This window comes from Archangium gephyra (assembly GCF_049060025.1).
Lineage (GTDB): Bacteria > Myxococcota > Myxococcia > Myxococcales > Myxococcaceae > Archangium > Archangium gephyra_A.
Genome location: NZ_JBMEQQ010000002.1, coordinates 4,260,409 through 4,285,268 on the forward strand (window position 1 = coordinate 4,260,409; position 24,860 = coordinate 4,285,268).

The following is a 24,860-nucleotide window of genomic DNA, read 5'->3' on the forward strand; positions in this document are numbered from 1 at the left end:
GAAGCGGGCGGACGGGCATCTCCGTCATTGATTCGCGCCCCGGATTGCGGCACCAAGTCCCTTTCTCCTCGCAGCGAGGTACCGCCATTCCCAGCACGCACCTGACCTTCCCGTCCGCCGAGGCCCACCAGAGCTGGCTGGAGCAGCAGTCCGCCCTGCCCCGCGGCTTCCGCGTCGGGCGCACGCGCCTCGAGTTCATGCCCGCCGAGGTGGCCAAACCGGCGAAGATGAACCTCACGCTGCTGGTGCTCGACGAGCCGACGCCGGCGTTCGCGGCGGTGTTCACAAAGAACGCCTTCCCGGGAGCGCCGGTGCTCATCGGCCGCAAGCGGCTGGAGGAGCCCACGCTGGGCGCGGTGGTGGTGAACAACAAGGTGAGCAACGTGTGCGCGCCCGGAGGCGTCGAGGCCTCCGAGCGGCTGTGCGCGGCGGTGGCGGGCTCGCTGGGGCTGAGCGCCTCGCAGGTGCTGCCCTGCTCGACGGGCGTTATCGGCTGGCGGCTGCCGGTGGACGCCCTGGTGGGGGCGGTGCCCCAGGCCGTCTCGGCGCTCGCGGACAAGTCGGTGATGCCCGCCGCCGAGGGCATCATGACGACGGACCTGTACCCCAAGGTCCGCCGGGCCCAGGTGGGCACGGGGAGCATCGTGGGCATCGCCAAGGGCGCGGGGATGATCGAGCCCAACCTGGCCACGATGCTCGTCTTCCTGATGACGGACGTGGACGTGCCTCGCGAGGCCCTGCGCGCGGCGCTGCGCTCGGTGTCCGCGAAGACGTTCGGCTGCATCAGCGTGGACAGCGACACGAGCACGTCGGACACGGTGGCGCTGGTGTCGTCGCGCAAGGTGCCCTGCCCCAGCTTGAAGGAGTTCGAGGCCGCGCTGGAGCAGGTGTGCGCCGACCTGGCCGAGGACATCGTGCGCAACGGCGAGGGCGTGCACCACGTCATGCGCGTGCGGGTGCACGGGGCCCCGAGCGAGGACGTGGCGCGGGGCATCGGCAAGTCGGTGGTGAACTCGCCGCTGTTCCAGTGCGCGGTGAACGGGAACGATCCGAACGTGGGCCGGCTGGTGATGGCGATTGGCAAGTACGTGGGAGCGCACCACCCCGAGGTGGACCTCTCGCGCTGCACGCTGCGCATGGGAGGTCGCGTCATCATGGAGAACGGTGCCTTCCGGCTCGACAACGAGGCGGAGAAGGCCCTGGTGGCGCACATGAAGGGCGCCGAGCTGTACACCAGCGTGCCGCCCGCGGACGGGCTCACCTTCCGCCCGCAGGTGACGTTCCCTCCGCACGAGCGCTCGGTGGAGATTGAAGTGGACGTCGGCGCTGGCACGGCGGCCTGCACGGTGCTCGGCGCGGACCGCAGCCACGAGTACATCAGCGAGAACGCGGACTACCGGAGCTGACTCGCCGCGGACGTCCCCTCTCCCTCTGGGAGAGGGAGCATGCGGAACCCAATGTCTCCGCTATGCGGCCCACCCGACCTGCTTCTCACTCCAGGTCCACAGCCGCTCCGCGAGCTCCCGGTCCTGGGCCCTCTTCGACACGGGCGCGCGCTTCTTCTTGTAGAAGTACTCGCCCGAGACCGAGGTGACCTCGTCGCTCGCCGCCAGATACACGGACGTCTCGGCGCCCTGCTCCGGCGTCAGGAAGAAGAGCCCGAGGAACTTCATGATGGGCTTGCCGAACCCCGTCTGCCGGTCCACGCCGAGGCTCGTCCCGACCGCGCCCGGGTGCAGGCTGTTGGCGGTGATGGCCGTTCCCCGGAGCCGCTCCGCGAGCGCCTTCGTGAACAGGATGTTGGCGAGCTTGGACTGCGAATACGCCTTCCACACGCCAAAGCCCTGCGTCAGGTGCGGATCCTCCCAATGGATGGCCCCCGTCTTGTGCGCCCCCGAGGACACATTGATGATCCGCCCCTGGGGCGCCCGCCGGAGCTGCTCCAGCAGCAGGTTCGTCAGCAGGAAGTGGCCGAGGTGATTGACCCCCAACTGGGACTCGAACCCGTCCCGCGTCGTCTCCCGCTTCGTGGTGATGACGCCCGCGTTGTTGATCAACACGTCCAGGGCGGAGTGCCGGGCCTGGAACTCGCGAGCGAAGGTGCGGATGCTCTCGAGCGAGCCGAGGTCACACCGCATGAGCTCGAGCTTGTCCGAGCCGCTGCGCTGCCGGGCCTCCTTCAGCGCCTGCTCGCCCCGCTCGGGACTGCGGCAGACCATGACGACGGTGGCGCCCCTTCGCGCCAGCTCCGTCGCGGTGGCGAGCCCCACGCCTGAATTCGCTCCGGTCACGACCACGGTCTTCTCGTTCATCTGGCGGCCCCGCCTCCCAGGCCCATTCACCAGTGGGCTTCATCCACCGGTTCGGAGGGGCGAGTCTCGGAGGGAAAGCGTGGCAGGCGCAACTCGAAGGTGGAGCCCTCCCCCGGCCGGCTCCGGACCGTGAGCGTCCCCCCGAGCCGCTCGGCGATCCGCCGGGAGATCCACAGCCCCAGGCCGAGCCCCCCATAGTGGCGCTCGGACACCGCGCGCTCGAAACGCTCGAAAATCCGCTGCTGGTCCTCGGGGGCGATGCCGATGCCCCGGTCCCGCACGCGGATGAAATACTCGTCCTCGTCCCCCTCGATGGAGACGTCGATGGGCTTGCCCTGGCCGTACTTCCCCGCGTTGGAGAGCAGGTTGGTGAGGATCTGCTCCAGCCGCATCGGGTCCACGCGGGCCGCGTACCCGCCGCGGAGCTGCACCCGCAGCTCGGAGCCACAGTGCCGCAGGAGCTGCCTCTGCCGCTCCAGCAGCTCGCGCACCATGCGGGCCACGTCCACGGTCTCGAAGCGGAACTCCATCCGCCCCGAGTTGAGCCGGGAGATGTCGAGCAGATCACTGACCAGCGTGACCAGACGCTGCACCTGGTACTCGGCGAGCGAGAGCTTCTTCGTGGCGCGCTCCGGGGAGAAGGCACTCCCCCCCTTGGTGGCCAGCATGCGCAGCATCTGCAAGTGGAGCTGGAGCGTGGTGAGGGGCGTCTTCAGCTCGTGCGAGGCCACCGACAGGAACTCGTCGCGCAGGCGGATGGCCTCCTGCGCCTCGCGGTAGAGACGGCTCCGTTCTTCCTCGGCGCGCCGCCGCCGGGTGATGTCCGCCATGGCGCCGATCATCCGCACGGGACGGCCGCCCTCGCGCAACACGTAGCCGTGATCCCTCACCCAGACCTGGTCCCCATCCGCGCGCAGGAAGCGGTACTCGGCGTACCACCGCTCCTCCCCGTGCTCGATGGCGCGCACCAGCGAGGACAGCACCGCCGCCCGGTCCTCCGGGTGGATGCGCGCCTCCCACCAGCTCGGGTCACTGGCCGACTCCCGCGCCGGGTAACCGAAACGCTCCAGCGCCTGCTCTCCCCACTCCACCCGGTTCTCGACGAGATCCCAATCCCAGATGGACTCCCCCGTGGCACGGCTCACCAGGCGGTAGCGCGCCTCGCTGCGCTGCAATTCCATCTGCGCCTCGTAGCGCTCGGTGACGTCCCGGCTCACCACCGAGAAGCCCCGGAGCCCGCCCTCCTCCATCCACAGCGGGAACACCGTGTCCTCGGACAGGAAGCGCGAGCCGTCCTTGCGCACGCACCAGCTCTCCGCCTCGACGCGGCCCTCTCGCGCGGCCTTCGCGAGCGCCTCGCGCAGCATGCCGGGGCGCGCGAGTTCCCCCTCGTGGATGAAGGCCACCTCCCGGCCGATGATCTCCTCCGCCTTGTAGCCCTTGAGCCGCTCCGCGCCGCGGCTCCACCCCGTCACCCGCCCCTGGGTATCCAGCCCGATGATGCCCTGGTCCTCGAGCCCATCCACCATCTGGCGCAGCTCCCCCTCGCGGCGCCGCAGCTCGCGCTCGGTCCGCTTCAGGGCGGAGATGTCGAGCGCCATGAGCCCCGTGGCGTACGGCGTCCCACCCGGCTCGCGGAGCGGGAAGCGCTCGGCCAGGAAGAGCAGCCGCCCCTCGGGAAGCGCGAGCTCCTCCTCGAACTCCCGCGGCTCGCCCGTGGCGCGCACGGTGTCGTCATGGGCGTGCATCATCCGGGCGGTGTCCGCGGGGAAGAGCTCCTCGTCGGTATGTCCGAGCACCTCCTCCACGGGCTTGCGCAGGTAGGTGGCGAAGCGGCGGTTCACGTAGGCGTAGCGTCCGTCCGGGCCCTTCAAGCCGATGACGAGGGGGGAGCCCTCGAAGAGGGCCTGGAGCCGCTCCACCTCCGCGCGCCGCGTGCGCGTCTGGTGCTCGCGGGAGATGGCCGCCCCCAGGAGGTGGGCAACCGCCTGGAGGAAGGACAGGGCATCCGCGTCGCATCGCCGCTCCGGCAGCATGCCGAGCGCGAGCACGGCCACGGCCTCTCCCGAGGAACCGGGCAGCCGCACCAACAACCCCTGGGAGCCCGGAGCGAGCGGCGTGAGGGGAACGGGCGCTTCCTCTCCAAACACCTTCGCGGTGAGGGAGGGCGTCGCGAGGAGCGCATGCCACTCGCTGGCCTCCGCGGGCTCCACGAGCTGCCCGGGCCGCGGGGATGCTCCGAAGCTGGCGACACACCGGAAGCGGCCCCCGTCGAGCAGCTCCCACAGCGCGCCCTGGGACAGCTCCAGGGTCTCGAGGAGTTGGGCGAGCGACTCGCGGGCGAAACACGGGAGGGAGAGGTCTCGAAGGGCGAGCTGGCCGAGGCTCGCCAGCACGCCGTACCGCCGGAGCTGGGCCTGCTGTGCCGCCTGCTGAAGGTGGGCGACTGCCGCGGGGACACGCCCCTGCTCCGTTCCAGGATGCGCTGGCGAGACCATGTGCACCCTCCTAAGAGGGATAAGATGCACACCTTCGCGCGGGGGTGCGCCATGCCGCCCGCTCGGCGGCCCCCTCCTACTGGAGGGCGGACTGTTGGGCCTCGCGCCGCGCGTAGTCGGCCATGCCCTCGAAATCCAACATCAGGCACGTCTTGTCACCCAGCACCCACGCGTCATGCCCTGGAGGGATGTAGGCCACGTCGCCCGCGGTGAGCAGGGCCCGGGTGCCATCGTCCATGAGGATCTCCATGCTCCCGGAGACGATGTAGCAGGAGTGGGCCGCCTGGCAGCTCCGGGTACCGGCGATGGGTTGGACGTCCTTCGACCACTTCCACCCCGGCTCGAAGACCCCCATCCCGATGTTGCTGCCGCCGAGGTGGAGGAGGTCCAGATGCCCGTGCGAGAGGAAGGACCGCCGCTCATCGGGCTGCGCGAACTTCTTGATGACGAGCTGGCTCATGGCATGCGCCTCCGCGGCCGCGGGCGAGACGCGGTAGGCGCCTGTGGACCCGGGCGGCCGCCATTCAGGGGAAGGTAGGGGCGGCTCCAGGCTGGAAGCAGGCACCAGGGAGGCCTGGGGCTGGACGCGGGGACGCTCGCGTCTGGCAAGGAGCGGGACTTCGGGCGCGTGCTGCGCGTGGGAAGCGGTGCCACCCTGGCTCAGTAGCCGAAGACCTGCTTCTCCTTGCCCTTGGCGAGCAGCGCATCCTCCTGGCGCTGCTTCTGCCGGACCCAGGCCTGCCCCTTGGCCCACTCCGCGTCGAGCTCGGCAGCGACCTTCTCCCAGTCCCTCGCCTTGTCGGCGTAGGCCTTGATGGTGCGAAGCAGCTCCTCGCCATGCTCCCGCGCCAGGGGATGGCCGAGCTGCTCGGCGCGGCGCATCGCGCGGATGGCGAGGTTCTTGTGGCCGCTCCATGCCAGCGAGATGCCCAGGCTGAACCACAGGTGCCGGCTCTTCTCGCCGCTGCCGAAGCGGATCATCCCCACCAGGCCTTGCAGCACGTCCTTGGGAAGCTCGGGGACCTCCTTCCGAAGAATGGTCTTCTTCGGATTCATGACGAAGAGGTAGCGGTCCGGCTCGAGCGGCAGGCCGAGGAACTCCTCCTTCTGGACGAGCTCGGGAGCCGTGGCCAGGCGCTGCAGGTACTCGATGGCCTTCACCTGGTACTTCTCGCGGCCGAAGTGGGCGTCCGGGTTGAGGACCAGGGCGCGGCGCAACTCCTCGAGCGCACGCGGGTAGTCGCCCGCGTGGGCGTGGAAGGTGCCGAGGTTGGCCGCCGTGGTGTACAGGCCGGGAAAGCGCTTCTCCTTGGCCTCCATCGTCGCGATGGCCTCCTGGGTGCGGCCGAGCTTCTCGTACGCCACCGCGAGATCGTCGTACCGCTCGGGCTTCACGTCCGCCTGCTCCAGCAGCGGCAGCGTGTAGGCCACCTTGCGCTCATAGAAGGTGGCCGAGTGCTTGAGGATCCTCCCGCGAAGCACGTTGGCCACCTCGTCGAGGCCAATGGACTCCTCCTTGAGGGTGTCACTGTCCCACAGGCATGCGAGGGCAGGAGGGACGGCCAGCAGGACGGCGGCGAAAAGGAGAGCACGCAGCGGTTTCATGGCGCCCACCTTAAATCCGGACCGGAAAAAAAATCCCCCCCGCAACCGCGGGCGCCCGTCCCGGTACTCCCTGGCAACGGGAGGGAAGTGCCCTCCTTCGCTAGGTCTTCCGCAGGCGGACGCGGCGCACCTTGTGGTCCGCGCCCTTCATGAGGATGAGCCGTGCGCGCGAGCGGGTGGGCGCGATGTTCTGCGCCAGGTTGGGGCCGTTGATCTCCCCCCACACGGACTCGGCGCGGGCGATGGCCTGCTCCTCGGTGCAGCTCGGCGAAGCGCCGGAAGAAGGAGCGCTCGTCGCGGAACGCCGTCTGCCGCAGGCTCAGGAAGCGGTCCACGTACCAGCGGCGGATGTCCTGCTCGCTCGCGTCCACGTAGATGGAGAAGTCGAAGAAGTCCGACAGGAAGGTGTGCGGCAGCTTCCCGCCCTCCACCGGCCCCGTCTGCAGCACGTTGAGCCCCTCGAGGATGACGATGTCCGGCCGGCGCAGCCGCACCGCCTCGCCGGGGACGATGTCGTAGACGAGGTGCGAGTAGACGGGCGCGAACACCTCGGCGCGTCCGGACTTGAGCTCGGCGAGGAAGCGCACCAGGGCGCGCCGGTCGTAGCTCTCCGGGAAGCCCTTGCGGTGCATGAGGTCGCGCTCGGTGAGCACACGGTTGGGGAACAGGAACCCATCCGTGGTGACGAGCTCCACGTGCGGATGGTCCGGCCACCGGGAGAGCAGTGCCTGGAGGATGCGCGCCGTGGTGCTCTTGCCCACCGCGACGCTGCCCGCGATGCCGATGATGAAGGGCACCTTCTGGGTGAAGCCGCCGAGGAACGCCTGCTGCGCCGCCCAGAGGCTCTGCGTCGCGGCCACGTGCAGGTTGAGCAGCCGGGAGAGCGGCAGGTAGACGTCCGCCACCTCCTCGAGGTCCAGGTGCTCGCCGAGCCCGCGCAGCCCCTCGACCTCCTCCGCGCTGAGGGGAAGCGGCGTCGCGGCGCGAAGGGCCCGCCAGGCCTCACGCTCGAAGTCGACGAACATGGACGCGGTCTGGGGCTTGGGTGCGGACATGGGGCCGTCCTCCGTGACGGCATCCCCATCCTACCCAAGTGTCCGGCCGCTGACGGCATCCTCTTGAACTGTCCGCCGCTCCACGCCTTCTCCATCCAGGACCAACGGTTGGGCGGCGCACTGACGAATAGGCCTTACATGAATTGCTCGAATGGCGGCATTTAGTCCTGGGGCCCGTTTCCGAAAACACCCGGCCACCACAGGGGGGAAGTGTATGGAGACCACCATCCGTCGAGGCACCTCGGTGCTGCTGCTGCTCGCCACCATGGCCTGTAACCCGGTGGACGAAGCCTCCGAACGCCAGGACGAGCCCACCCGCCAGCGCCAGGAGCTCGAGGCCACCAACGGGGAGACGCTCAACGGGCTGGCCTTCAATGGCCTCGCCTTCAACGGGCTGGCCTTCAATGGCCTCGCCTTCAACGGGCTGAGCAGCCCCGAGTTCTCGTCCTGGTTCGAGCAGAACGACACGCTGGCCGAGACGGTCATGCGGTACATCGTCGCCTGTGCCGTGCGCGGCGGAGAGACGCGCACGTACACGGATGGCAAGGGGAGGACCTACGTCTGGGCGGGCTCGCTGGGCCTGACACCGGACTGGGCCAGCGGGCAGCCGGCGAGCGAGACCGAGCAGCAACTCGTCTCCGCGTGTCTGGCCGCCCACGTCAACAAGTTCGGGCGCACCGTCGCCATCTCCGTCCAGGGCAGGAACGCCCATGGGGAGCCCATCGCCACCACGTCGGCGGAGCTCCAGGAGTTCTCGCAGCGGGAGGGCTGCTTCTTCGGCAACCTCTTCACGAACGAGGGCATCTTCGCCGGCTACGACGACAGGCCGTTGGGCAACCACGAGAGCAGCGTGCGGGTGTGCGCGCTGGGCAAGCCCGGAGCCTGCGCGCCCATCGTCCAGACGGGAAGCTGTGCCGAGAGCTGCACGCGCGACGCCACGAACACGTACTACACGCAGTGCACGCGCAACGGCATCAGCTACGTCCCCATCACCACCCGCCTCCACCCCCGGGACATCTACAGGTGCGGTGACCTCAAGTGCCAGTTCACCGAGTCCTGCGGCCTCGGGCTCGCCACCGTGCAGTGCACCCTGGACTGCGGCATCTGTCTCTTCTGAACCCCCGGCCGAGCCTCGCCACCTCCCCTCGCACCTGTGGCACAGTCGCGCACGTGAACCGCTCCACGCTCCTCCTGTGGCTGCTCCTGTCCTGTGCCGTGGCCTGCTCGCGCAAGACGGAGCTCAACACGCTCGGTGTCCAGTACGAGCCTCCCTCCGGGATGGCCCTGCGTGGCGAGGAGCCCGGCCCACCGGCCGTGGCCCGCTTCGAAGGAGGCCTGGAGCTGCGCTCGGTGCAGGGCACGCCGCCCAAGGTGGATGCGCCACCGGAGGAGGTGCTGGGTGCCGCCGGTGTCCCGATGCCGGACAAGCGGCTGAACGCCACGAGTGGGACGCTCCCCGCGGGACCGGTGGCGCGCTACGAGTTCCAGCAGGGCACGTCACGGACCCTCGTGTACTTCCTACCCCTCGCGGACCGGTCCGTGCTCGTCCTCTACACCGCGCCGGAGCGCGACTACGGGCCCGGCTCGGCCCGGGTGGAGCGCTCGCTCTCCACGCTGAAGCCCACGCGCTGAGGCTGCCTCGGAAACGGGTAGCACGGACTTCCCTCCCCGTCCTCCCTCCTGGGAGTATGCGCCCGTCATGTTCCTCCCGCGATTCCTCCTGCTGCTGACCGCTCTCGCCACGCTGCCCGCCCGCGCCGAGGAGGCCCGTGTCCCGCTGACCGATCCTCCCTCCTGGGTCGAGCCCACCCGGGCGGACACGGAGCGCCCGCTGCGCGAGCAGGACGCCGTCTCGGGCCTCCACGTGCTGCTGTCCGAGGAGCAGGTCCGCGTCTCGCCGGAGATGACCGAGCGCTTCGTCCGCCAGGTGCGCCGCGTGGTCAGCAGCCGCGGCGTGGAGACGGGCTCCCAGCTCAAGGTGGAGTTCTCCAACACCCACGAGCGCCTGCGCCTGCACGGCGTCTGGCGCACCCGCGACGGCGTGCGCACCCAGCTCCTGCGCGCCGAGGACGTGAAGGTCATCCAGCAGGAGCGCGAGCTGGACATGGGCATCTACAGCGACGAGCGCACCGCCCTCGCCTTCCTCCAGGACGTGCGCGCGGGAGACCTCCTCGACGAGTCCTGGACGGTGGAAGAGGCCCACCCGCTCTTCCGGGGACACCACCTGGATGCGATCTCCCTGGCGGACAAGGCGCCCGTGGCCCACTTCGTCCACCGGCTGCTCGTCCCGGCGGACCTGAAGCTTCACTTCAAGACCCACGGCGTGGCGGCGGCGGAGCCCACGATGCGCGACGTGGGAGGCCTGCGCGAGTACCGGTGGGAGCGCAAGGACATGCCCACCTTCACCGGGGAGGACGGCGTCCCCGACGACCTGGAGGTCTGGCCCCACGTCCAGGTGAGCAGCTTCCAGAGCTGGGAAGCGGTGTCCACCTGGGGGCTCCCGCTGTATGAGGGACTGCCCGGCTCGCCCGAGCTGACGGCGCTGGCCGAGTCCTGGCGCTCGCTGCCCACCGAGGAGGCGCGCTTCCTCGCCGCGGTGCGCTTCGTCCAGGACGAGGTGCGCTACCTGGGCATCGAGCTCGGCCCCAACACCCACCAGCCCCATGCACCGGGCCAGGTGCTCGCCCAGCGCTTCGGCGACTGCAAGGACAAGGCACTCCTGCTGGCCACGCTGCTGCGCCCCCTGGGCATCCCCGCCCACGTGGCCCTGGTGCACTCCCGCCTGCGGGGGGGCGTGGCCTCCAAGCTCCCCTCGCCCTACGCCTTCAACCACGCCATCGTGCGCGCCCGGGTGGCCGGGCGGACCGAGTGGGTGGATGCCACCATGACCCATCGGCGGGGCCGGCTCGGCGCGCGAGGCCCGCTCCCCTACGCCCGGGCACTCGTGCTCGCTCCCGGCACCACCGCCCTGGAGTCCATTCCCCAGCCGCTCCCCGAGGGGCCGGAGGTGGACGCCCATTACGTGCTCTCGGTGAAGGACGATGGCACCGGGACGCTCACCGTCACCAACCGCTACACCCGCTCGGAGGCGGACAGGGCCCGCTCGTGGCTGGCCGGTCTGTCCGCGGAGCAGCTCACCACCCAATCCCGCGACCTGCGCCGTGCCCTCTTCCCCAAGCTCGAGCCCGAGGGCACACCGCGCGTGCAGGACGACACGGACGCCAACACGGTCACGCTGGAGGAGCGCTACACGCTCACGGACGCCTGGGCCGGCGGCGGACTGCGCGTCGCCGCCACGCGGATCGGCGGAGAGATGGTCCTCCCCCGCCGCACCGAGGGGCGTATCCACCCCGTGGAGGTCGACCACCCGACGCACCTCCGCGTGCGTTGGGAGGTCCACGCGGACTCCCTGCTGAACGTCGCCCCCTCGGAGAAGACGGTGGAGGGCCCGGCCTCACGCCTGGAGATGTCCGTGGTCCCCAGGTTCGGCGGCTTCACCTATCAGGTGGAGTACCGGAGTCTGGCGGACCGGGTGGCGCCGGACGCGCTGGCCCGGCATGTCGAGGCGGTGAAGGAGATGAGCTCGCAGCTCGGCATCTCCTTCGCCGCACCGGTGGGCGTCGTCCCCTCTTCTTTCACGTCCAGGGACCCGCAGCTCTCGCGCAACACCAGCCTCGCCATCAGCGGCGTGTTCCTGGTGGTGGTGGGTGCCCTGGCGCTGGGCATCCCCCGGCGGCTCCGCCAGTTCATGCACGAGCGCAAGGTCCGCAAGGCCGCGCCGCTCCGTCCCGTGCGGCACCTGCGCGAGCAGGAACAGGGCGCGACCGTGATGGTCGTGGAGAGCCTGGACCAGGCCGATCAGCGCATCCGCGGCGAGCGGTGCTCCTGCGGCGGCACCTTCGAGCGCGTACCGGACGCCCTGCAACTGCGGCACACGGGGAGTGACGGCCGGTCCATCACCGTCCTGCGCGTGCGCTGCACGTCCTGCCGGGCGCCCCAGTTCCTCTCCTTCGACGTGCGGCCCAACTGAGCGGGAGGGCCCGCGCCTCAGAAGGTAGCGTACGAGGTCTCCCCGCCCGCGCACCTTCCAGCCGGGACCTTGATCGTCTTGGACACGCCCTGCTCGGGCGTGGTCACTGGCGCCGGGGGCATGCCGGCATTCCCTACCGTGCCGCCCTGCACCTGGCACTGGCTCTCCGCGAGCCCGGGCGCCGGAGCGATCCACACCGTCACCTCGAGATCCTCCGGCAGGCAGCCCAGCTCATCCACGAGGCCCTCGAACGTCACGGCGGCATCGGCGGCCTCGCAGAAGTAGCCCAGCCGTTTGTCATTGTGGAGCGGCAGGTTCACCGACTTCGACGCGTAGCGGAGGCCCACCTCCGCCGGGAAGCCCTTGTCCCAGTCCGTCTGGAATTGCTTGGAGAAGGTGACCTCCACCGGCACCGTGAAGGACGCGTCACAGGCGGCGAGGCACGACACGGCGGCCAGGGGGATCAGGAGACGGCAGAGAGCCTTCGTCATGGGTGTTCCTCCGAGAGAAGAAGCTCACGGCTGGGATTGCCGTGGCAGGCCCGGAGCTTCGCAAATCACGTGCCGCACCCCGTTCCCTCTCGGAGGCGCTCGAAGGGGCGCCGCGAGCACGCCCGGCCGTGACGCGCGTGTCGCGAGGTGACGCGGCTTCCCCGTGACAAGCGTGTCAGACATGAAGCGGACTCCTGGGTGGAATCCGTGGTTTGCTCCTGGCGCATGCGCACCCATCAAGCCAGTCGAACAGCCGTGAAGGTGGGCCGGTTCCTGGCGGCGCTCGCCCGCCAGCCCCGGCTCGCGCCCCTGATACCGAGGGGAGCCGCGGAGTCCATGGAGCGGCTCATGTTGCACACGGGGCTGCTGAAGCCCTGGATGCTCCGGCTCTATGGCGCCTCCTGGTACAAGCGCCTCATCGCCTCCATCGAGCAGTGGACCGTCCCGGGCCAGTTGCTGAGCATCGGGCTGCGCAAGCGCTTCATGGATGACGAGACCCGCGCCGCCCTGGCGGAGGGAAAGCGGCAGGTGCTCGTCGTCGGAGCGGGGCTCGACACGCTCTGCTGGAGGCTGGCCTCCGAGTACCCGGAGGTCACGTTCATCGAGCTGGACCATCCCGCCTCCCAGGCGATGAAACGCGAGGCACTGGAGGGCATGGGACCCCTGCCACCCAACCTGCACCTGGTGGGCATGGACCTGGCCCGCACGCCCCTGGAGGAAGGCCTCTCCCAGCTCGCGGTGTGGCGGAAGGACGCACCGAGCGTCGTCATCGCCGAGGCCGTGCTGATGTACCTGGAGAAGGCCCACGTCTCGGCCTTCCTCGAGGCGCTGCACCGGTGCACCGGACCTGGAAGCCGGCTGCTGTTCACCGGCTTCCGCTGGGAGGTGGATGGGAGGCCCATCGCGGGTGCGGGCACGCGGCGGTTCTATGAGACCTCGCTCCGGCTCGCGGGCGAGCCGCTCCTGTGGATCGTCCAGGACGGAGAGCTGGGCCCCTTCCTGGCGCGGCATGGCTTCCGGCAGGACGCCACACCGGAGCGCGTGGAGCTCCATCGCCGCTATCTGGTCCCCGCGGGCCTGCCCGAGGTGCCGGTGTCCGAATTCGAGTTCCCCGTCGTCGCCGACAGGGAGTGAAGCCCTCCGCACGCGGAGCAGCGGCGAGCACTCGCCCCTCCCCGGGCACCACTGGACGAATCGCCTCACTCTCCCCACCCTCCCGTACCAACGAAGACATGGGAGGTCGGGGATGCGTGTGTGGCGTAGCGCGGTACTGCTCTGCTCGCTGGCGGTGGGGTGTGGCGGAGGGCTCCCGGAAGAATCCATCCAGGAGGACGAGCGGCCGGAAGCCCGCTCACCCGGGGAGGAAGGGGACGAAGCACCCGAGGCGCAGTGGGGCCGCGTGGAGCTGGGGACGGCGAGCCTCGTCAAGGACATCTTCCCACCGCCAGGCGACGTGCCGCCGTGGTTCGCTCCGGGCCCCTCCAGCCTGGTGGAGCTGCGCGGGAAGCTCTACTTCGCCGCCAACTTCGAGGGCGGCAGCGGGGGCTTGTGGAGGAGCGATGGAAGCGGCACGGGCACCGTCCCGGTGAAGGCGTTCCCCGCGCCCCCGAGTCCCGCCGCCCCGGTCCCCGTGTCGGAGCCGACGCGCGTGGACACCCGGCTCTTCTTCGTGGCGGGTGACGAGGCGCACGGCGGTGAGTTGTGGGTCAGCGATGGCACCTCCGGGGGCACGCGGCTCGTGAAGGACATCACCCCCGGACGGGGTGACACGCTCCCGTACAACCTCACGGCCGTGGGGAAGACGCTGCTCTTCTTCCGCTACGTCCCCGGCACGCCAGGTGCGCCCGGGAGCACGGAGCTGTGGCGCAGTGATGGCACCGCGGCCGGCACGGTGCGGGTGCGGGACATGGGGCCCGACTCGTCGCTGATCTTCTCGCAGGTGCTCGTGGGCGGCACGCTCTTCTTCGTCTTCACGGATCCGGTGCACGGCACCGAGCTGTGGAAGACGGATGGAACCGGGGCCGGCACGGCGCTCGTCAGGGATCTGCGGCCGGGCCCCGACAGCTCGAATCCGTTCTACCTGCGCGCCGTGGGCCGGTACGTCTTCTTCCTCGCCCAGACCTCCGATGGGATGAGCGAGCTGTGGAGGACCGATGGCTCCGGGAGCGGCACGGTGCTCGTCGAGGCCTTCCCTCCGGGCCCGGGCACCTACAATCCGCGGCTCCTCGGGGTGGTGGGAGGACGCTGCCTGTACCTCACCCTCACCAACCTGTCCGATCACCGGCTGTACCTGTACCGGCTGAAGGTGGACGAGGCGGGCGGCGTGTCCAAGCGGCTCGTCTCGGCGCTGCCCAATCCCTTCGCCGGAGAGCCCGACGCGGACCCGTACATCACCACCTTCACCGTCGCGGGCAGCAAGCTCTTCTTCGGGCTCGGCATCTCCACCTCGGGCCCCGCCCCGCGCGACGTCCAGCTCTGGGTGACGAATGGGACGGGCGCCGGGACGAAGCTGCTGCACCGGCCGCTGAGCCTGTCCGACGAGTTCGAGTCGCAGCTCTACACCCTGGACGACCGCATCCTCTTCAGCGGCATCGGCGAGGGCACGGGGCTGGAGCTCTGGGTGAGTGACGGGACGGTGCCGGGCACGCGCATGCTGCAGGACCTCCATCCGGGGCCGGGCTCCTCGTACCCGCACGGCTTCACCCGCGTGGGCACCTCCGTCTTCTTCGTCGCGCAGGACCCCGCGCATGGGAGCGAGCTGTGGGTGCTCCCGCCGCGGAGGCTCCCTGGCCGTGCAGTAGTCCCGGGCATCTCGCGTGAAGAGGCCCGGGACCTGGTCAGCGGCCCGGGCCTACGCGCGCAGCAGGCTTCGCACGCCGAGCACCGTGTACGCCGCCGACACTCCCGCCATCACCGATTGGGAGATGACGGCGGCGGGCCGCTCGAGCTTCTCCCCACGCAGCAGGGCGGGCAGCAGACGGAGGCCTCGTGCGGCCCCCAGGAAACCAAGCAGCCCGACGAGCGCCGAGCCTCCCAGTACCCACCGCTGGGAGGACACGCGGCGCGACAGCAGGCCCAACCCCAGCGCCGCCGAGCCGAAGCCCGCGGGGATGAGCGCCGTCTTGTGTTGCCTGCCCGTCGCGAGGAATCCCCCCAGGCCGAGCGTCGTCAGCAGCGAGCCATAACCCAGCGTCCAGTTCTCCATGCCGCACCTCCTCGATTCCGGATCGTCCCGGCCCGGGGAATGTGGACATGGCGCGGGCCCGCTGCCGGAGTCCTGGAGGCGAGCAGGGGCCCGTGGTGGACAGGTATGACACGTGCGGAGCGTGCGGCCACGGCCCTCGCCATCCCCGGCGGGATGGGCCAGCATCCGGGGCCCATGGACTACTACGCAGACGTGCTCGACCACACCGGGCGGACTCCCCGGGAGTTCGGCGCCATCCACCTCCACGTGGAGCCCGTCACGCGCGGGCCCCTCGGGGATGCCGTCGCCGTCCTGTGGCTGCAGAGCGCCTTCGAGCCCCTGGCCTCCAGCGGCCACTCCCTCCTGGTGATGGGCCGGCAGAAACAGGGCTCCGCGCAGCGGATGCTCGGCCAGTTTCCCCTGCCGTCCCTGGAGGGAGGCCGCGTGGTGCGCTGGCGACTGCCCTTCTCGCTCCCTCCGGAGATCGACGAGATTCACTTCCAGGTGAGCGCGAAGCTCCACCCCAAGGCCGAGCGCGTCCGCCCCGCCTGGAAGCTCTTCGATACCTTCGAGATTCCCAAGGAGAGCGAGATGAAGACGGTGAACACCTCGCCCGAGATCGGGGTCAACGTCACCGAATCGGTGCTGGGCTCGGTCCTGTCGGGAGGGCTGTCCCTCTCCTTCTCGGTGGGCTTCGGCTCCTCCCAATCGCCGCGCCTCACGAGCGCCACGGCCGGCAAGCTGCACGCGGCGGCACCGGCCCCGGACTTCTTCACCGCCGCGGTGGTCGAGGGCACGGTGCAGGTGCTGTCCGAGCCCCACGTCGAGACCCTCTGGACACCGGGCATGCCCCTGCCCGAGGCCACCGTGTCTCCCGTCTGGCAGCAGCCCCCGGCCGCGCAGACGCCCGGGGGCAAGGCCACGCGCACCTGCTACGCCTGCGGCTTCGAGGGCCGGAGCGCCGATTACGAGCGCGCCACGCTGTGCCCCCAGTGCGACTCGCACTGGAGCTAGGTCAAAGCGAAGCCGGGTCTACGGCTCCACCCGGGTGAGCGTGGCGTTCTGGAAGAAGGAGCCCGGGTACATCCTCCCCCACGCCGTGGCCGTCACCGTGCCCGCCATGTCGAACCGGCCGCTCCCGCCCGAGAGCGAGAGCGTGCCACGTTCGAGCGTTACGGTGAGGGTGAGGCCGTTGTCACCCGGGTACGTGCAGGAGGAGCCTCGCCTGAGGACCACCGCCTCCCCCTCGACATCCGCGAGCAGGAAGCACCGTCCCGCCGCATCGGTGAGGAGGAGCTCCGAGACCGTGCCCTCCGAGACGCGGAAGGTGTCCGAGACCTGGGAGGAATAGTGGCCGATGTCCTGGATGCTGTAGTGGGCGGTGCCCGTCACCGCGTAGACGCCGTGGAGCTCCTGGCCGGCGGAGCCACAGCCCAGGAGGGCGAGCAGGAGGAAGGGAAAGGCGCACGGGCGCTTCATGAAGGTGCTTCGTGGGATGGGACGCATGCGCGGCGCCCTGTGCAGAGGCCCTGCCACTCCCACCGCGAGGCCTGTTCCGAGGGACACGCCCGCCGGGACGCGCCACCGCCCATCCAAGAAGCGGGATGGGCATCGCGCCAGCGGAACGGCTCGCGCCTCAGTGCAGCAGGGACGAGGGCATCTGCGAGGAGCGGCGGGGCAGCGCCACCGTGAAGGCCGAGCCGGCGCCCGGGGTGCTGTTCACGGAGATGCTGCCGCCCAACCGGTGGACGATCTCCCGGACGATCCACAACCCCAGCCCGAAGCCGCTGTAGTGCTGCTCGGACACGGCGCGCTCGAAACGCTCGAAGATGCGCTCCTGGTCTCCCGGCGCGATGCCGATTCCCTCGTCGCGCACGGTGAGCCACACGTGCTCCTCGTCGTGCCTCAGCTCCAGCGAGATGGGCCGGCCCCGTCCGTACTTGATGGCATTGGTCAGCAGGTTGATGACCACCTGCTCCAGCCGCAGCCGGTTCCACCGCCCCACCACGGGAGCGTCCAGCCCGGACAGCACCAGCCGGATGCCCGGACGCAGCAGCTCCTCGCGGAAACGCGCCACCACCTCGCGCACCAGCTCCGCCAGGTCCACGTCCTCGAGCTGGAAGGACAGGTACCCTTGCGTCAGCCGGGAGATGTCCAGCAGCTCGTCCACGAGCTGTCCCAACCGGGCCACCTGCCGGGAGACGAGCCGCGCCTTGCGAGCGAGCTCCTCCGGCGCGACCGGCTGCGCCGCGCGGCTCGCATCGCGCAACAGCGTCTGCGCCTGCAGCCTCAACGCCGTCAGGGGCGTGCGCAGCTCGTGCGAGGCGATGGAGAGGAACTTGTCCCTCAAGAGGATCGCCTCGCGGGACTCCTCGTACAGCCGGGCGTTCTCCACCGCCAGCGCCATGCGGCGCGCCACATCCCGCGCCAGGGCCATCTCGATGTCGCCCAGGGGGCGCACGGGCCGCAGGGTGAAGGTCACGGCGCCGAGCACCCGGCTGTGACCCGTCAAGGGCAGCCGGATCGAGGCGCCCTCGGGTCCGGTGAGGCGGAGGTGCCCTGCCACCGAGCGTGCATCCTTCCCCTCGGGCGCGAGCAGGGCGGACGGCTCGGGCAGGGAGCGCAGCCGGTCCTCCTCTCGCGGGTCCCTGTGCGCCACCGCCGCCCGGTGCAGCCGGCCATCCGCATCGAGCAGCTCCACCGAGCAGCCATCCGCCACCAGGGGAACCACCCGCCGCACGGCCCGGGCGAGCACGGCCTGGAGATCGAATCCCTCGGCGAGCACGGCACTCAGCTCGGCCAGCAGGGCGAAGCGCTGACGCGCGGCCTCCGACTCGGCCTGGGCCGCCTGGGCCGCCCGGGCCTGCGCCTCCATCTCGCGGGTGGCGCGCAGCTCGATTTCCGTCATCACCGAGGCCCCCAGCTCCTCCAGGACGTACAGGTCCTCGTCCGACCAGACACGCGGCTGGGTGTCGATGACGCAGAAGGTGCCGATCGTCTCACCCTCGGACGCGGTGAGGGGCATGCCGGCGTAGGCCACCACCCCGAGTTGATCCACGGCGAGGTTGTCCCGGAGCACGGGGTGCAGACGCGCGTCCTCGATGATGAGCGGCTCTCCGGTGGCCACCACGTGCATGCAGAAGGAATGCGTCAGGGGCGTCTGGCGCATGTCGCACCAGGGAGCGGGCAGGCCCACGCAGCTCTTGAAGAACTGGCGGTCCCGGTCCACCAGGGTGACGAGCCCCACGGGGACCCCAATCACCCGGGTGGCCAGCCGGGAGAGCCGATCGAACGCCTCCTCGGCGGGAGTGTCCATGAGGGCCGTGCGGTGCAGGGCTTCCAGCCGGCGCTGGCGGTGGAGGGCCCGCTGAATCTCCCGCAGCACGTCCTCCCTGCTGGCCTCCTGCTCCTCCATATGAGAGTGCGACACGTCCCCTCCTGAAAGGAGGAACAGCATCCGGATGGAGCGGATTGCGGGCAGCGGGAGTGCGGAGCGCACGAGCCCCCGCCACGGCTCAGCGTGCGCGAGGCGGGCCGAACTCCGGCTTCAAGGCCATCAACAGCACCGGGCTCAGGAATGCATCCGCCAGGCCCGCCACCCACAGCGTCAGCCCGGTCAGCAGGCCCAGGTGGGCGATGCCCTCGAAGCGCGAGAACTGCAACAGCAGGAAGCCACCGGCCACCGCCGCCGAGGTGACGAACATCGCCCGCCCGCACTCGCCCAGCGACTCCAGCGCCGCCTGCTTGTGCGGCTCGGAGACACCGTCCTCCTTCAGCCGCAGGTAGCGCCGCTTGAAGCGCACCAGGTACTGCAGCGTGTCGTCGTCGGCGATGACCAGCGCCATGCTCGCGATGATGACCGTGGAGGGCTTGAGGCTGATGCCCAGCAGCGGCATCACGCCGAACAGCACGCCCACCGGCAGCACGTTGGGAATCAAGCCGATGAGCGCCAGCTTCGCGCTGCGCAGCACCAGGAAGATCGCCAGGAAGCTCACCGCGAGCGCGGACAGGAAGCTCTGGAGCAACCCCCGCGTCAGCATTCCCGTCACGTGCTCGGTCATCGCCAGGTTGCCCGTCACCGTCGCCCGGTACCCCGCCGGTGCCTCGCGCGACACGAACGCCCGCGCCGACTCCACCAGCTCCTGCATCCGCCCCGCCCCCACGTTGGGCAGCAGCGCCACCACGCCCGCCGCGCTCCGGTCCTCCGACAGCACCGTGTCCAACGGCTGGTAGCGCGCCAGCCGCGTCACCGCCTTCTCCGTTGTCTCCTCCGTCCGCAGCAGCAGCCCCGGCCCGAAGAGCGCCTCGTGCACCGGGTCCACCAGCCGGGGCAGGCTCACCACCGGCGGGTGCTCGGGCAGCGCCGAGAGGTACGTGTCCGCCCGCTCCTGGAAGGCCATGGCCTCCGGGGACAGCGCCGCTCCCGCGCGAGCCCCCTCCGGCTCCAGGAAGATGGCGAGCGGCACCAGGCCGCCGAGCGCGCCCTCCGCGTACGTCAGCTCGGCCGCCAGCGGCGAGTCCTGGCGCAGGTCGTCGAAGACCCGGAACTCATGCCGCAGCCGCGTCATGGACAGCAGGCTCAGCAGCGCCACCACCGCCGCCACCGCCATGACGCGCCGGGGACGGTGCACCACCTGCCGCTCCACCCACCCCAGCACCGAGTCCAGGGGCCGCGTCCGCGAGGCCCGCAGCTCCCGCCGCGCCCGGGCCGCCGAGGCCCGCGAGCGCAACGTCATCACCCACGGCAGCACCAGCATGTTGGCCGCCCACGCCATCATCACGCCCATGGCGGTGGCCAGGCCGAACTCCCACACGGCGGTGAGGCCGATGAAGCCCATGGACAGGAAGCCCGCGGCGATGACGAGCTCGGTGGCGAGACACGGGCCCGCCGCGCCCGCCATGGCCTCGGTGAGGGCCCGCGCGTACGGCGTCCCCGCGCGGCGGCGCTCCTCCAGGTCCGACAGCACGTGCACCGTGTCCGTCAGCGACACGATGAGGATGACGATGGGCGCGAACGAGGTGAGGATGCCGAAGGGCACCCCCACCCAGCCCATGGCGCCCACCATCCACACCCACGACACCACCAGCGTCGCCGCCGTGGCGAGCACGGACCACACGTCGCGGTAGGCGAACGCCACGAGCCCGAGGATGACGAGCAGCGCCAGGGGCAGCAGCCGCCCCATGTCCTCCTCCACCATGAGGGCCAGCGTGGCGCGCACCGCCGGCGCCCCCGAGAGCGTCAGCTTCAGCTCCGGCCCCGCGTGGCGGGCCAGCAGCGCCCCGGCCTGGAGGGAGAAGGTGCGCTCGGCGAGGATGCGCTCGGCCCCCGCGCCCGACGCGAGCGACACCTGCACCACGGAGAGCTCCCGCGTGGGGTGCACCAGCACGCGGGCCAGCGGATCCTTCCGGGCGCGAGCGAGCGCCTCCTTGAGGGACGCCAGCGCCTCGCGGGATTCCTCGGGGAAGAGGAGCCCCTCCGCCGTCCGGGCCGAGGCGGGCCCCACCACGTGCTGAACCCGGGGCAGGCCGCGCAGCTCCTCCTCCAGCTTCGAGAGGGAGACGAGCCCGCCGGGCGTGAAGACACCGGGGCCCTCGACGATGACGAAGACCTGGGAGTCCTCGCCGGGGAAGGCGCGCCGGTAGCGATCGAAGTCCGCCTTGGCCGTGTCGCCGATGGGGTGCATCCGCTCGATGGAGGGGTCCATCGGCACGCGGGCGGCGCCGAGGCCGGCCAGCACACAGAGCGCGAGCAGCCCCAGGCCGAGGCGCCACCGGTGCGCCAGCAGACGCTCGAAGAAGGCGAGCCAGGTCACGAGCGCTGCCTACGCCAACCCGAGAGGAAGTACAGCATCTCCTTGCGGTAGCCGAAGGGCTCGCGGGACTGCGGCGGCAGCCCGACGGGGGCGGTGGCCGTCTCGGGCTCGGGCCAGTGCACGGTGCCGAAGACGACGTCCCACACCGTCAACGTTCCGCCGTAGTTGCCCTTGCCGACCCGGCGGTGGTGGTGGCGGTGGTAGGCCGGGCTGATGATGAGCCAGTCCAACCATCCCAGCGAGTACCCCAGCGCCGAGTGGTGGTACGTGAGCCCCACCGAGTACACGGCGAAGTAGAGCTGCACCGACAGCGGGGAGAAGCCCAGGGCGGCCAGCAGCGCGACGAGCGCCGAGCCCGACAGCACCACCTCCAGCGCGTGCGTGTGCGTCACCATCCAGACGCTGAAGTGCTCCTCGCGGTGGTGCTGGAAGTGGAAGCGCCACAAGAAGGGGTGCTGGTGCTTGATCCAGTGGCTCGTCCAGCTCACCAGCTCGGCCACGAGCATGCAGGCGACGAAGTCCAGCACGGGGGGAAGCGTCCCCGGCCGCATCAACGTGGGCAGGTGGGTGTGGAACCACGCCCCCGCGGACTGAACCAGTATCGTCGGGACGAAGCTGGTGACGAAGAAGGCCCAGTTGCGCCGCCGCCTCGGTCCCGCCGCGAAGCTGTCCGCGCGGAACTGCGGGTCGCGCAGTTCCAGGAGCACCAGCGCCATCATCGCCAGCGCCGTTCCGGTGTGAATCAGTCCCAACGTGTTCATCCGCCAACAGAATTGCACGAGCCGGGCCGGGCCGCCCAGTACCCCCCGCCCCTGCTTCCCGGCTGGCAGGGGGTAGGACCTGTGCAGGAGGCTGTACGGAGCCGTGCACGGGCGGGCACGGTCTCGAATCCATCAGGGCCCCTACACGGCAGAGCGCTCGCCCGTCCGTACTTCCCCGCTCAGTCGAGGAAGAAGTCCTGCATCGGCTCCGTGCCGGGCTTCACCAGATACTTGGAGAAGTCCGTCACGCCGCTCTCGCGGAGCAGGTCCTCGTCGATGAAGAAGTTGCCGGTGCTCGAGCGGCTGTCGCGGGTGAGGATGAGGTGGGCCGCGTCGGCCATGATCTCCGGGGTGCGGCTGGCCTCCATCATGTCCTGGCCGCCGATCATGTTGATGGCGGCGGTGGCGATGACGGTGCGCGGCCAGAGCGCGTTGAAGGCCACGCCCCGGTCCCGGAACTCCTCCGCCATGCCGAGCACGCACATGCTCATGCCGTACTTGGCCATGGTGTAGGCCACGTGGTTCTCGAACCACTTGGGCTTCATGTTGAGCGGCGGCGAGAGGGTGAGGACGTGCGGGTTCTTCGCCTTCAGCAGCTCGGGCAGACAGGCCTGGGTGGTGGCGTAGGTGCCGCGCACGTTGACGCCGAACATCAGGTCGAACTTCTTCATCGGCGTCTCCAGCGTGCCCGTCAGGCTGATGGCGCTGGCGTTGTTCACGAGGATGTCGATGCCGCCGAAGCGCTCCACCGTCTGCTTCACCGCGGTCTGGAGCAGGTCCTCGAAACGGATGTCCACCATCAGGGGCAGCGCCTTGCCACCCTCCTTCTCGATCTCCTCGGCGGCCGAGTAGATGGTGCCGGGCAGCTTCGGGTGGGGCTCGGCCGTCTTGGCGGCGATGACGACGTTGGCGCCGTCCCGGGCCGCGCGCTTCGCGATGGCCAGGCCGATACCCCGGCTCGCGCCGGTGATGAACAGGGTCTTCCCCTTCAGCGTGTTCACAGAGGATCCTTTCTCCCGCCCGGAGGAGCGGGCCATTCCGTCCCTTGCGTACTGCGTCCCGGGGGGGAGCGCCAGCGACTCGGAGGGGGGACGCGGCGAGGGCGGTTTGACGGCAGCGCCTTCATGGCTACGTTGAGGCCCGATGTCCGGCCCTCTGCACCACATGGCTCGCTGGCTGAGGCTGGCGATGGCGTGCCTCGCGCTCCTCGGGGCCAGCGCGTCGGCGCACGCGCTCCCGACCGCCGCGGCCGTGGTGGCGGTCTGGGTCGAGCGGCACGAGCCCGAGAAGCCTCGCACGGTGGCCCAGGCGCCCGTGCATCGCGGGCAGGAGGCCTCGGAGGGGATGCTGCGGCCCGCCTCGCGTCCGCCCTCCACGGGCGGCATCCGCGAGGCCCGTGCACCGGGGCCACCGCGCCGCCTCTTCCTCACGCATCGCGCGCTCCTCCGCTGAGCCTCTCCGGGGTCCCGTTCCTGGAGAGTCCTTCAGCTTGAGGAGTACGCCATGCCCTTGCTTCCCAAGGCCGTGCGCACCTTCGTGCGCGCCAGCCTGCGCTTCGCCTTTCGTATCGTCCGCTTCCTCTTCATCCTCGGGCTGGTGATCCTGCCCGCGCCCCTGACGGCCTGGGTGGTCATCATCCTGGAGCCGCTGCGCCGCAACGTGCCCGCCGAGGTGCTCCGGCAGGAGGAACGGCCCCCCCAGTGACAGCCGGGCCGCACCCCTCCCCTGGGTGCAGGTGGCGCGTCAGGAGGTCGCCACCAACCTTGCGAGCCTTCGCACCCACCCAGGGAGAGCCGGCTCATGCGTGTTTCCACCTTCAGGCGCTTCATCCTTCCGTCCTTGCTGCTCACGCTCCTGGCCACGAGCGGGGGATGCGACTTTCCCGAGCCGGGAGAGCCCGGCTACTTCGTCGTGAACAGCACCATCGACAGCGTGGATGCGTTCCCCGGCAACAGTGTGTGTGCCACCTCCTCCGGCGCCTGCACGTTGCGCGCCGCCATCCAGGAGAGCAACGCGATGGCGGGGGACAACACCATCGAGCTCCCCCGCCGGCACCTACCTGCTCACGCTGCCAGGGAGCGGGGGGGCCGCGCAGGGAGATCTCAACATCACCGGCTCCGTGCGGATCCTCGGTGGGGGGGTCGCCAACACCCGCATCGACGGCAATGGTGCCCGGCTGAACACCCGCATCTTCCAGGTGCAGTCCGGCAGCCTGCAGGTGCAGGACGTCACCCTCCGGAACGGAGGCAGCATCAGCGTCGGGGCCGGAGGAGGCATCCGGGTCGACGCGGGCTCCGTCTTCCTCACGCGCGTGGTGATGACCGGCAACGAGGCCTTCTCGAACGGAGGAGCCATCGCCCTGCTCGCCGGGCTGCTATCGATCACCGACTCGACGATCGACGCCAACCGCGTGACGAGCCGCGGGGGTGGCCTCTACGCCTCGGCCGACACGAACATTGGCATCACGCGCAGCACCTTCAGCAACAACCAGTCCACGCTCGGCGGTGCCATCCAGAGCTTCGGCACCCTCACCATGGAGAACAGCACGGTGAGCGGCAACTCGGGCAGCGCGGGCACCGGCGGCATCATCAACGTGGGAACGATGGACCTGAACAACGTCACCATCACGAACAACACCTCGGACGAGGAGAGCGCGGGCCGCGCGGGCGGCATCTCCGGCAATGGAGGCGTGCTCAACCTCCGCAACACCCTCATCGCCGGCAATCACAACACCGCGGGGGGAAGCCCTGACTGCGCGGGCACGCTCACCTCGCAAGGCCACAACCTCATCCAGGACACGACGGGCTGCACCCTCGTGGGAACGGCGACGGGCAACAAGCTGGGGGTGAACCCGCTGCTGGGGCCGCTCGCCAACAATGGGGGGCCCACCCGTACGCACGCGATCGGCGCCACGAGCCCCGCGCGCGAGGCCGGCAACCCCGCCGTCCCCGGCTCCTCCTCCACGGCCTGCCGGACGACGGATCAACGGAGCGTGAGCCGTCCCCAGGGGGCGCGCTGCGACATCGGCGCCTTCGAACGGGAGTAGCTCCCGCCAGGGGTGAGGGGGCGGGCGGGCGATTCCTGAGGCCGCCTGCCCCTCCGTGCCCATAT

The 24,860-nt window shown here is 70.4% G+C and carries 19 protein-coding genes and 2 pseudogenes; 10 read left to right on the forward strand and 11 right to left on the reverse strand.

Annotation, left to right across the window (positions count from 1 at the left end; genetic code table 11):
* Positions 1-44 precede the first annotated feature (44 nt).
* Positions 45-1,406 (forward strand): bifunctional glutamate N-acetyltransferase/amino-acid acetyltransferase ArgJ, encoded by a 1,362-nt coding sequence (gene argJ, locus ACN28I_RS18555; RefSeq protein ID WP_420943314.1) that lies wholly within the window; start codon positions 45-47, stop codon positions 1,404-1,406.
* 60 nt (positions 1,407-1,466) lie between these two features.
* Here the strand turns inward: argJ and ACN28I_RS18560 are convergent, their stop codons facing one another.
* The 5 genes and pseudogenes from ACN28I_RS18560 to coaA form a co-directional block, all read right to left on the reverse strand.
* The gene (locus ACN28I_RS18560; protein WP_420943315.1) at positions 1,467-2,312 is read right to left on the reverse strand and encodes an SDR family oxidoreductase; all 846 of its coding nucleotides are present in this window, start codon (positions 2,310-2,312) and stop codon (positions 1,467-1,469) included.
* A gap of 26 nt (positions 2,313-2,338) precedes the next feature.
* Positions 2,339-4,810 carry a PAS domain S-box protein gene (locus ACN28I_RS18565; protein WP_420943316.1) on the reverse strand — a complete coding sequence of 824 codons (2,472 nt, stop codon included), beginning with the start codon at positions 4,808-4,810 and terminating at the stop codon, positions 2,339-2,341.
* Between the two features lie 76 nt (positions 4,811-4,886).
* Positions 4,887-5,270, reverse strand: a complete 384-nt coding sequence (locus ACN28I_RS18570; protein ID WP_420943317.1) for a cupin domain-containing protein — start codon at positions 5,268-5,270, stop codon at positions 4,887-4,889.
* A gap of 200 nt (positions 5,271-5,470) precedes the next feature.
* Positions 5,471-6,415, reverse strand: coding sequence for a tetratricopeptide repeat protein (locus tag ACN28I_RS18575; RefSeq protein ID WP_420943318.1), 945 nt, complete (start codon positions 6,413-6,415; stop codon positions 5,471-5,473).
* Between the two features lie 100 nt (positions 6,416-6,515).
* Positions 6,516-7,470: pseudogene (gene coaA / locus ACN28I_RS18580) on the reverse strand (type I pantothenate kinase).
* Positions 7,471-7,684: 214 nt separating this feature from the next.
* Here coaA and ACN28I_RS18585 point away from each other — a divergent pair.
* The 3 genes from ACN28I_RS18585 to ACN28I_RS18595 all read left to right on the forward strand — a co-directional run bounded on the left by ACN28I_RS18585 (position 7,685) and on the right by ACN28I_RS18595 (position 11,500).
* Complete coding sequence (locus ACN28I_RS18585) at positions 7,685-8,587, forward strand: hypothetical protein (RefSeq protein WP_420943319.1); 903 nt, start codon at positions 7,685-7,687, stop codon at positions 8,585-8,587.
* 53 nt (positions 8,588-8,640) lie between these two features.
* Positions 8,641-9,102 carry a hypothetical protein gene (locus ACN28I_RS18590; RefSeq protein WP_420943320.1) on the forward strand — a complete coding sequence of 154 codons (462 nt, stop codon included), beginning with the start codon at positions 8,641-8,643 and terminating at the stop codon, positions 9,100-9,102.
* A 67-nt stretch (positions 9,103-9,169) separates the two neighbouring features.
* Positions 9,170-11,500, forward strand: a complete 2,331-nt coding sequence (locus ACN28I_RS18595) for a DUF3857 domain-containing protein (RefSeq protein WP_420943321.1) — start codon at positions 9,170-9,172, stop codon at positions 11,498-11,500.
* Positions 11,501-11,517: 17 nt separating this feature from the next.
* Here the strand turns inward: ACN28I_RS18595 and ACN28I_RS18600 are convergent, their stop codons facing one another.
* Positions 11,518-11,991, reverse strand: a complete 474-nt coding sequence (locus ACN28I_RS18600; protein ID WP_420943322.1) for a hypothetical protein — start codon at positions 11,989-11,991, stop codon at positions 11,518-11,520.
* A gap of 225 nt (positions 11,992-12,216) precedes the next feature.
* On the opposite strand from ACN28I_RS18600, the gene ACN28I_RS18605 reads away from it, so the two are divergent.
* The gene (locus ACN28I_RS18605) at positions 12,217-13,125 is read left to right on the forward strand and encodes a class I SAM-dependent methyltransferase (RefSeq protein WP_420943323.1); all 909 of its coding nucleotides are present in this window, start codon (positions 12,217-12,219) and stop codon (positions 13,123-13,125) included.
* A gap of 112 nt (positions 13,126-13,237) precedes the next feature.
* Complete coding sequence (locus ACN28I_RS18610) at positions 13,238-16,189, forward strand: ELWxxDGT repeat protein (RefSeq protein WP_420943324.1); 2,952 nt, start codon at positions 13,238-13,240, stop codon at positions 16,187-16,189.
* Between the two features lie 18 nt (positions 16,190-16,207).
* On the opposite strand, the gene ACN28I_RS18615 is transcribed toward ACN28I_RS18610, so the two are convergent.
* From ACN28I_RS18615 to ACN28I_RS18635, 5 genes are all read right to left on the reverse strand, one after another.
* Positions 16,208-16,654: a hypothetical protein gene (locus tag ACN28I_RS18615; protein WP_420943325.1), complete on the reverse strand. Its 447-nt coding sequence runs from the start codon at positions 16,652-16,654 to the stop codon at positions 16,208-16,210.
* 157 nt (positions 16,655-16,811) lie between these two features.
* Positions 16,812-18,605: an ATP-binding protein gene (locus ACN28I_RS18620; protein ID WP_420943326.1), complete on the reverse strand. Its 1,794-nt coding sequence runs from the start codon at positions 18,603-18,605 to the stop codon at positions 16,812-16,814.
* An 85-nt stretch (positions 18,606-18,690) separates the two neighbouring features.
* The gene (locus ACN28I_RS18625; protein WP_420943327.1) at positions 18,691-20,988 is read right to left on the reverse strand and encodes an efflux RND transporter permease subunit; all 2,298 of its coding nucleotides are present in this window, start codon (positions 20,986-20,988) and stop codon (positions 18,691-18,693) included.
* Positions 20,985-21,749, reverse strand: a complete 765-nt coding sequence (locus ACN28I_RS18630) for a sterol desaturase family protein (RefSeq protein ID WP_420943328.1) — start codon at positions 21,747-21,749, stop codon at positions 20,985-20,987. The genes ACN28I_RS18625 and ACN28I_RS18630 overlap by 4 nt, the downstream gene beginning before the upstream one ends.
* 179 nt (positions 21,750-21,928) lie before the next feature.
* Positions 21,929-22,750 carry an SDR family oxidoreductase gene (locus ACN28I_RS18635; protein WP_420943329.1) on the reverse strand — a complete coding sequence of 274 codons (822 nt, stop codon included), beginning with the start codon at positions 22,748-22,750 and terminating at the stop codon, positions 21,929-21,931.
* Positions 22,751-22,892: 142 nt separating this feature from the next.
* Between ACN28I_RS18635 and ACN28I_RS18640 the strand changes: the two genes are divergently transcribed.
* The 4 genes and pseudogenes from ACN28I_RS18640 (at position 22,893) to ACN28I_RS18655 (ending at position 24,795) form a co-directional block, all read left to right on the forward strand.
* Positions 22,893-23,201: a hypothetical protein gene (locus ACN28I_RS18640; protein WP_420943330.1), complete on the forward strand. Its 309-nt coding sequence runs from the start codon at positions 22,893-22,895 to the stop codon at positions 23,199-23,201.
* A gap of 51 nt (positions 23,202-23,252) precedes the next feature.
* On the forward strand, positions 23,253-23,453 hold the full coding sequence (locus ACN28I_RS18645) for a hypothetical protein (protein ID WP_420943331.1): 201 nt from the start codon (positions 23,253-23,255) through the stop codon (positions 23,451-23,453).
* A 96-nt stretch (positions 23,454-23,549) separates the two neighbouring features.
* Positions 23,550-23,726: pseudogene (locus ACN28I_RS18650) on the forward strand (hypothetical protein); the annotation flags it as partial.
* A gap of 142 nt (positions 23,727-23,868) precedes the next feature.
* Positions 23,869-24,795 (forward strand): choice-of-anchor Q domain-containing protein, encoded by a 927-nt coding sequence (locus tag ACN28I_RS18655; RefSeq protein ID WP_420943332.1) that lies wholly within the window; start codon positions 23,869-23,871, stop codon positions 24,793-24,795.
* Positions 24,796-24,860 lie beyond the last annotated feature (65 nt).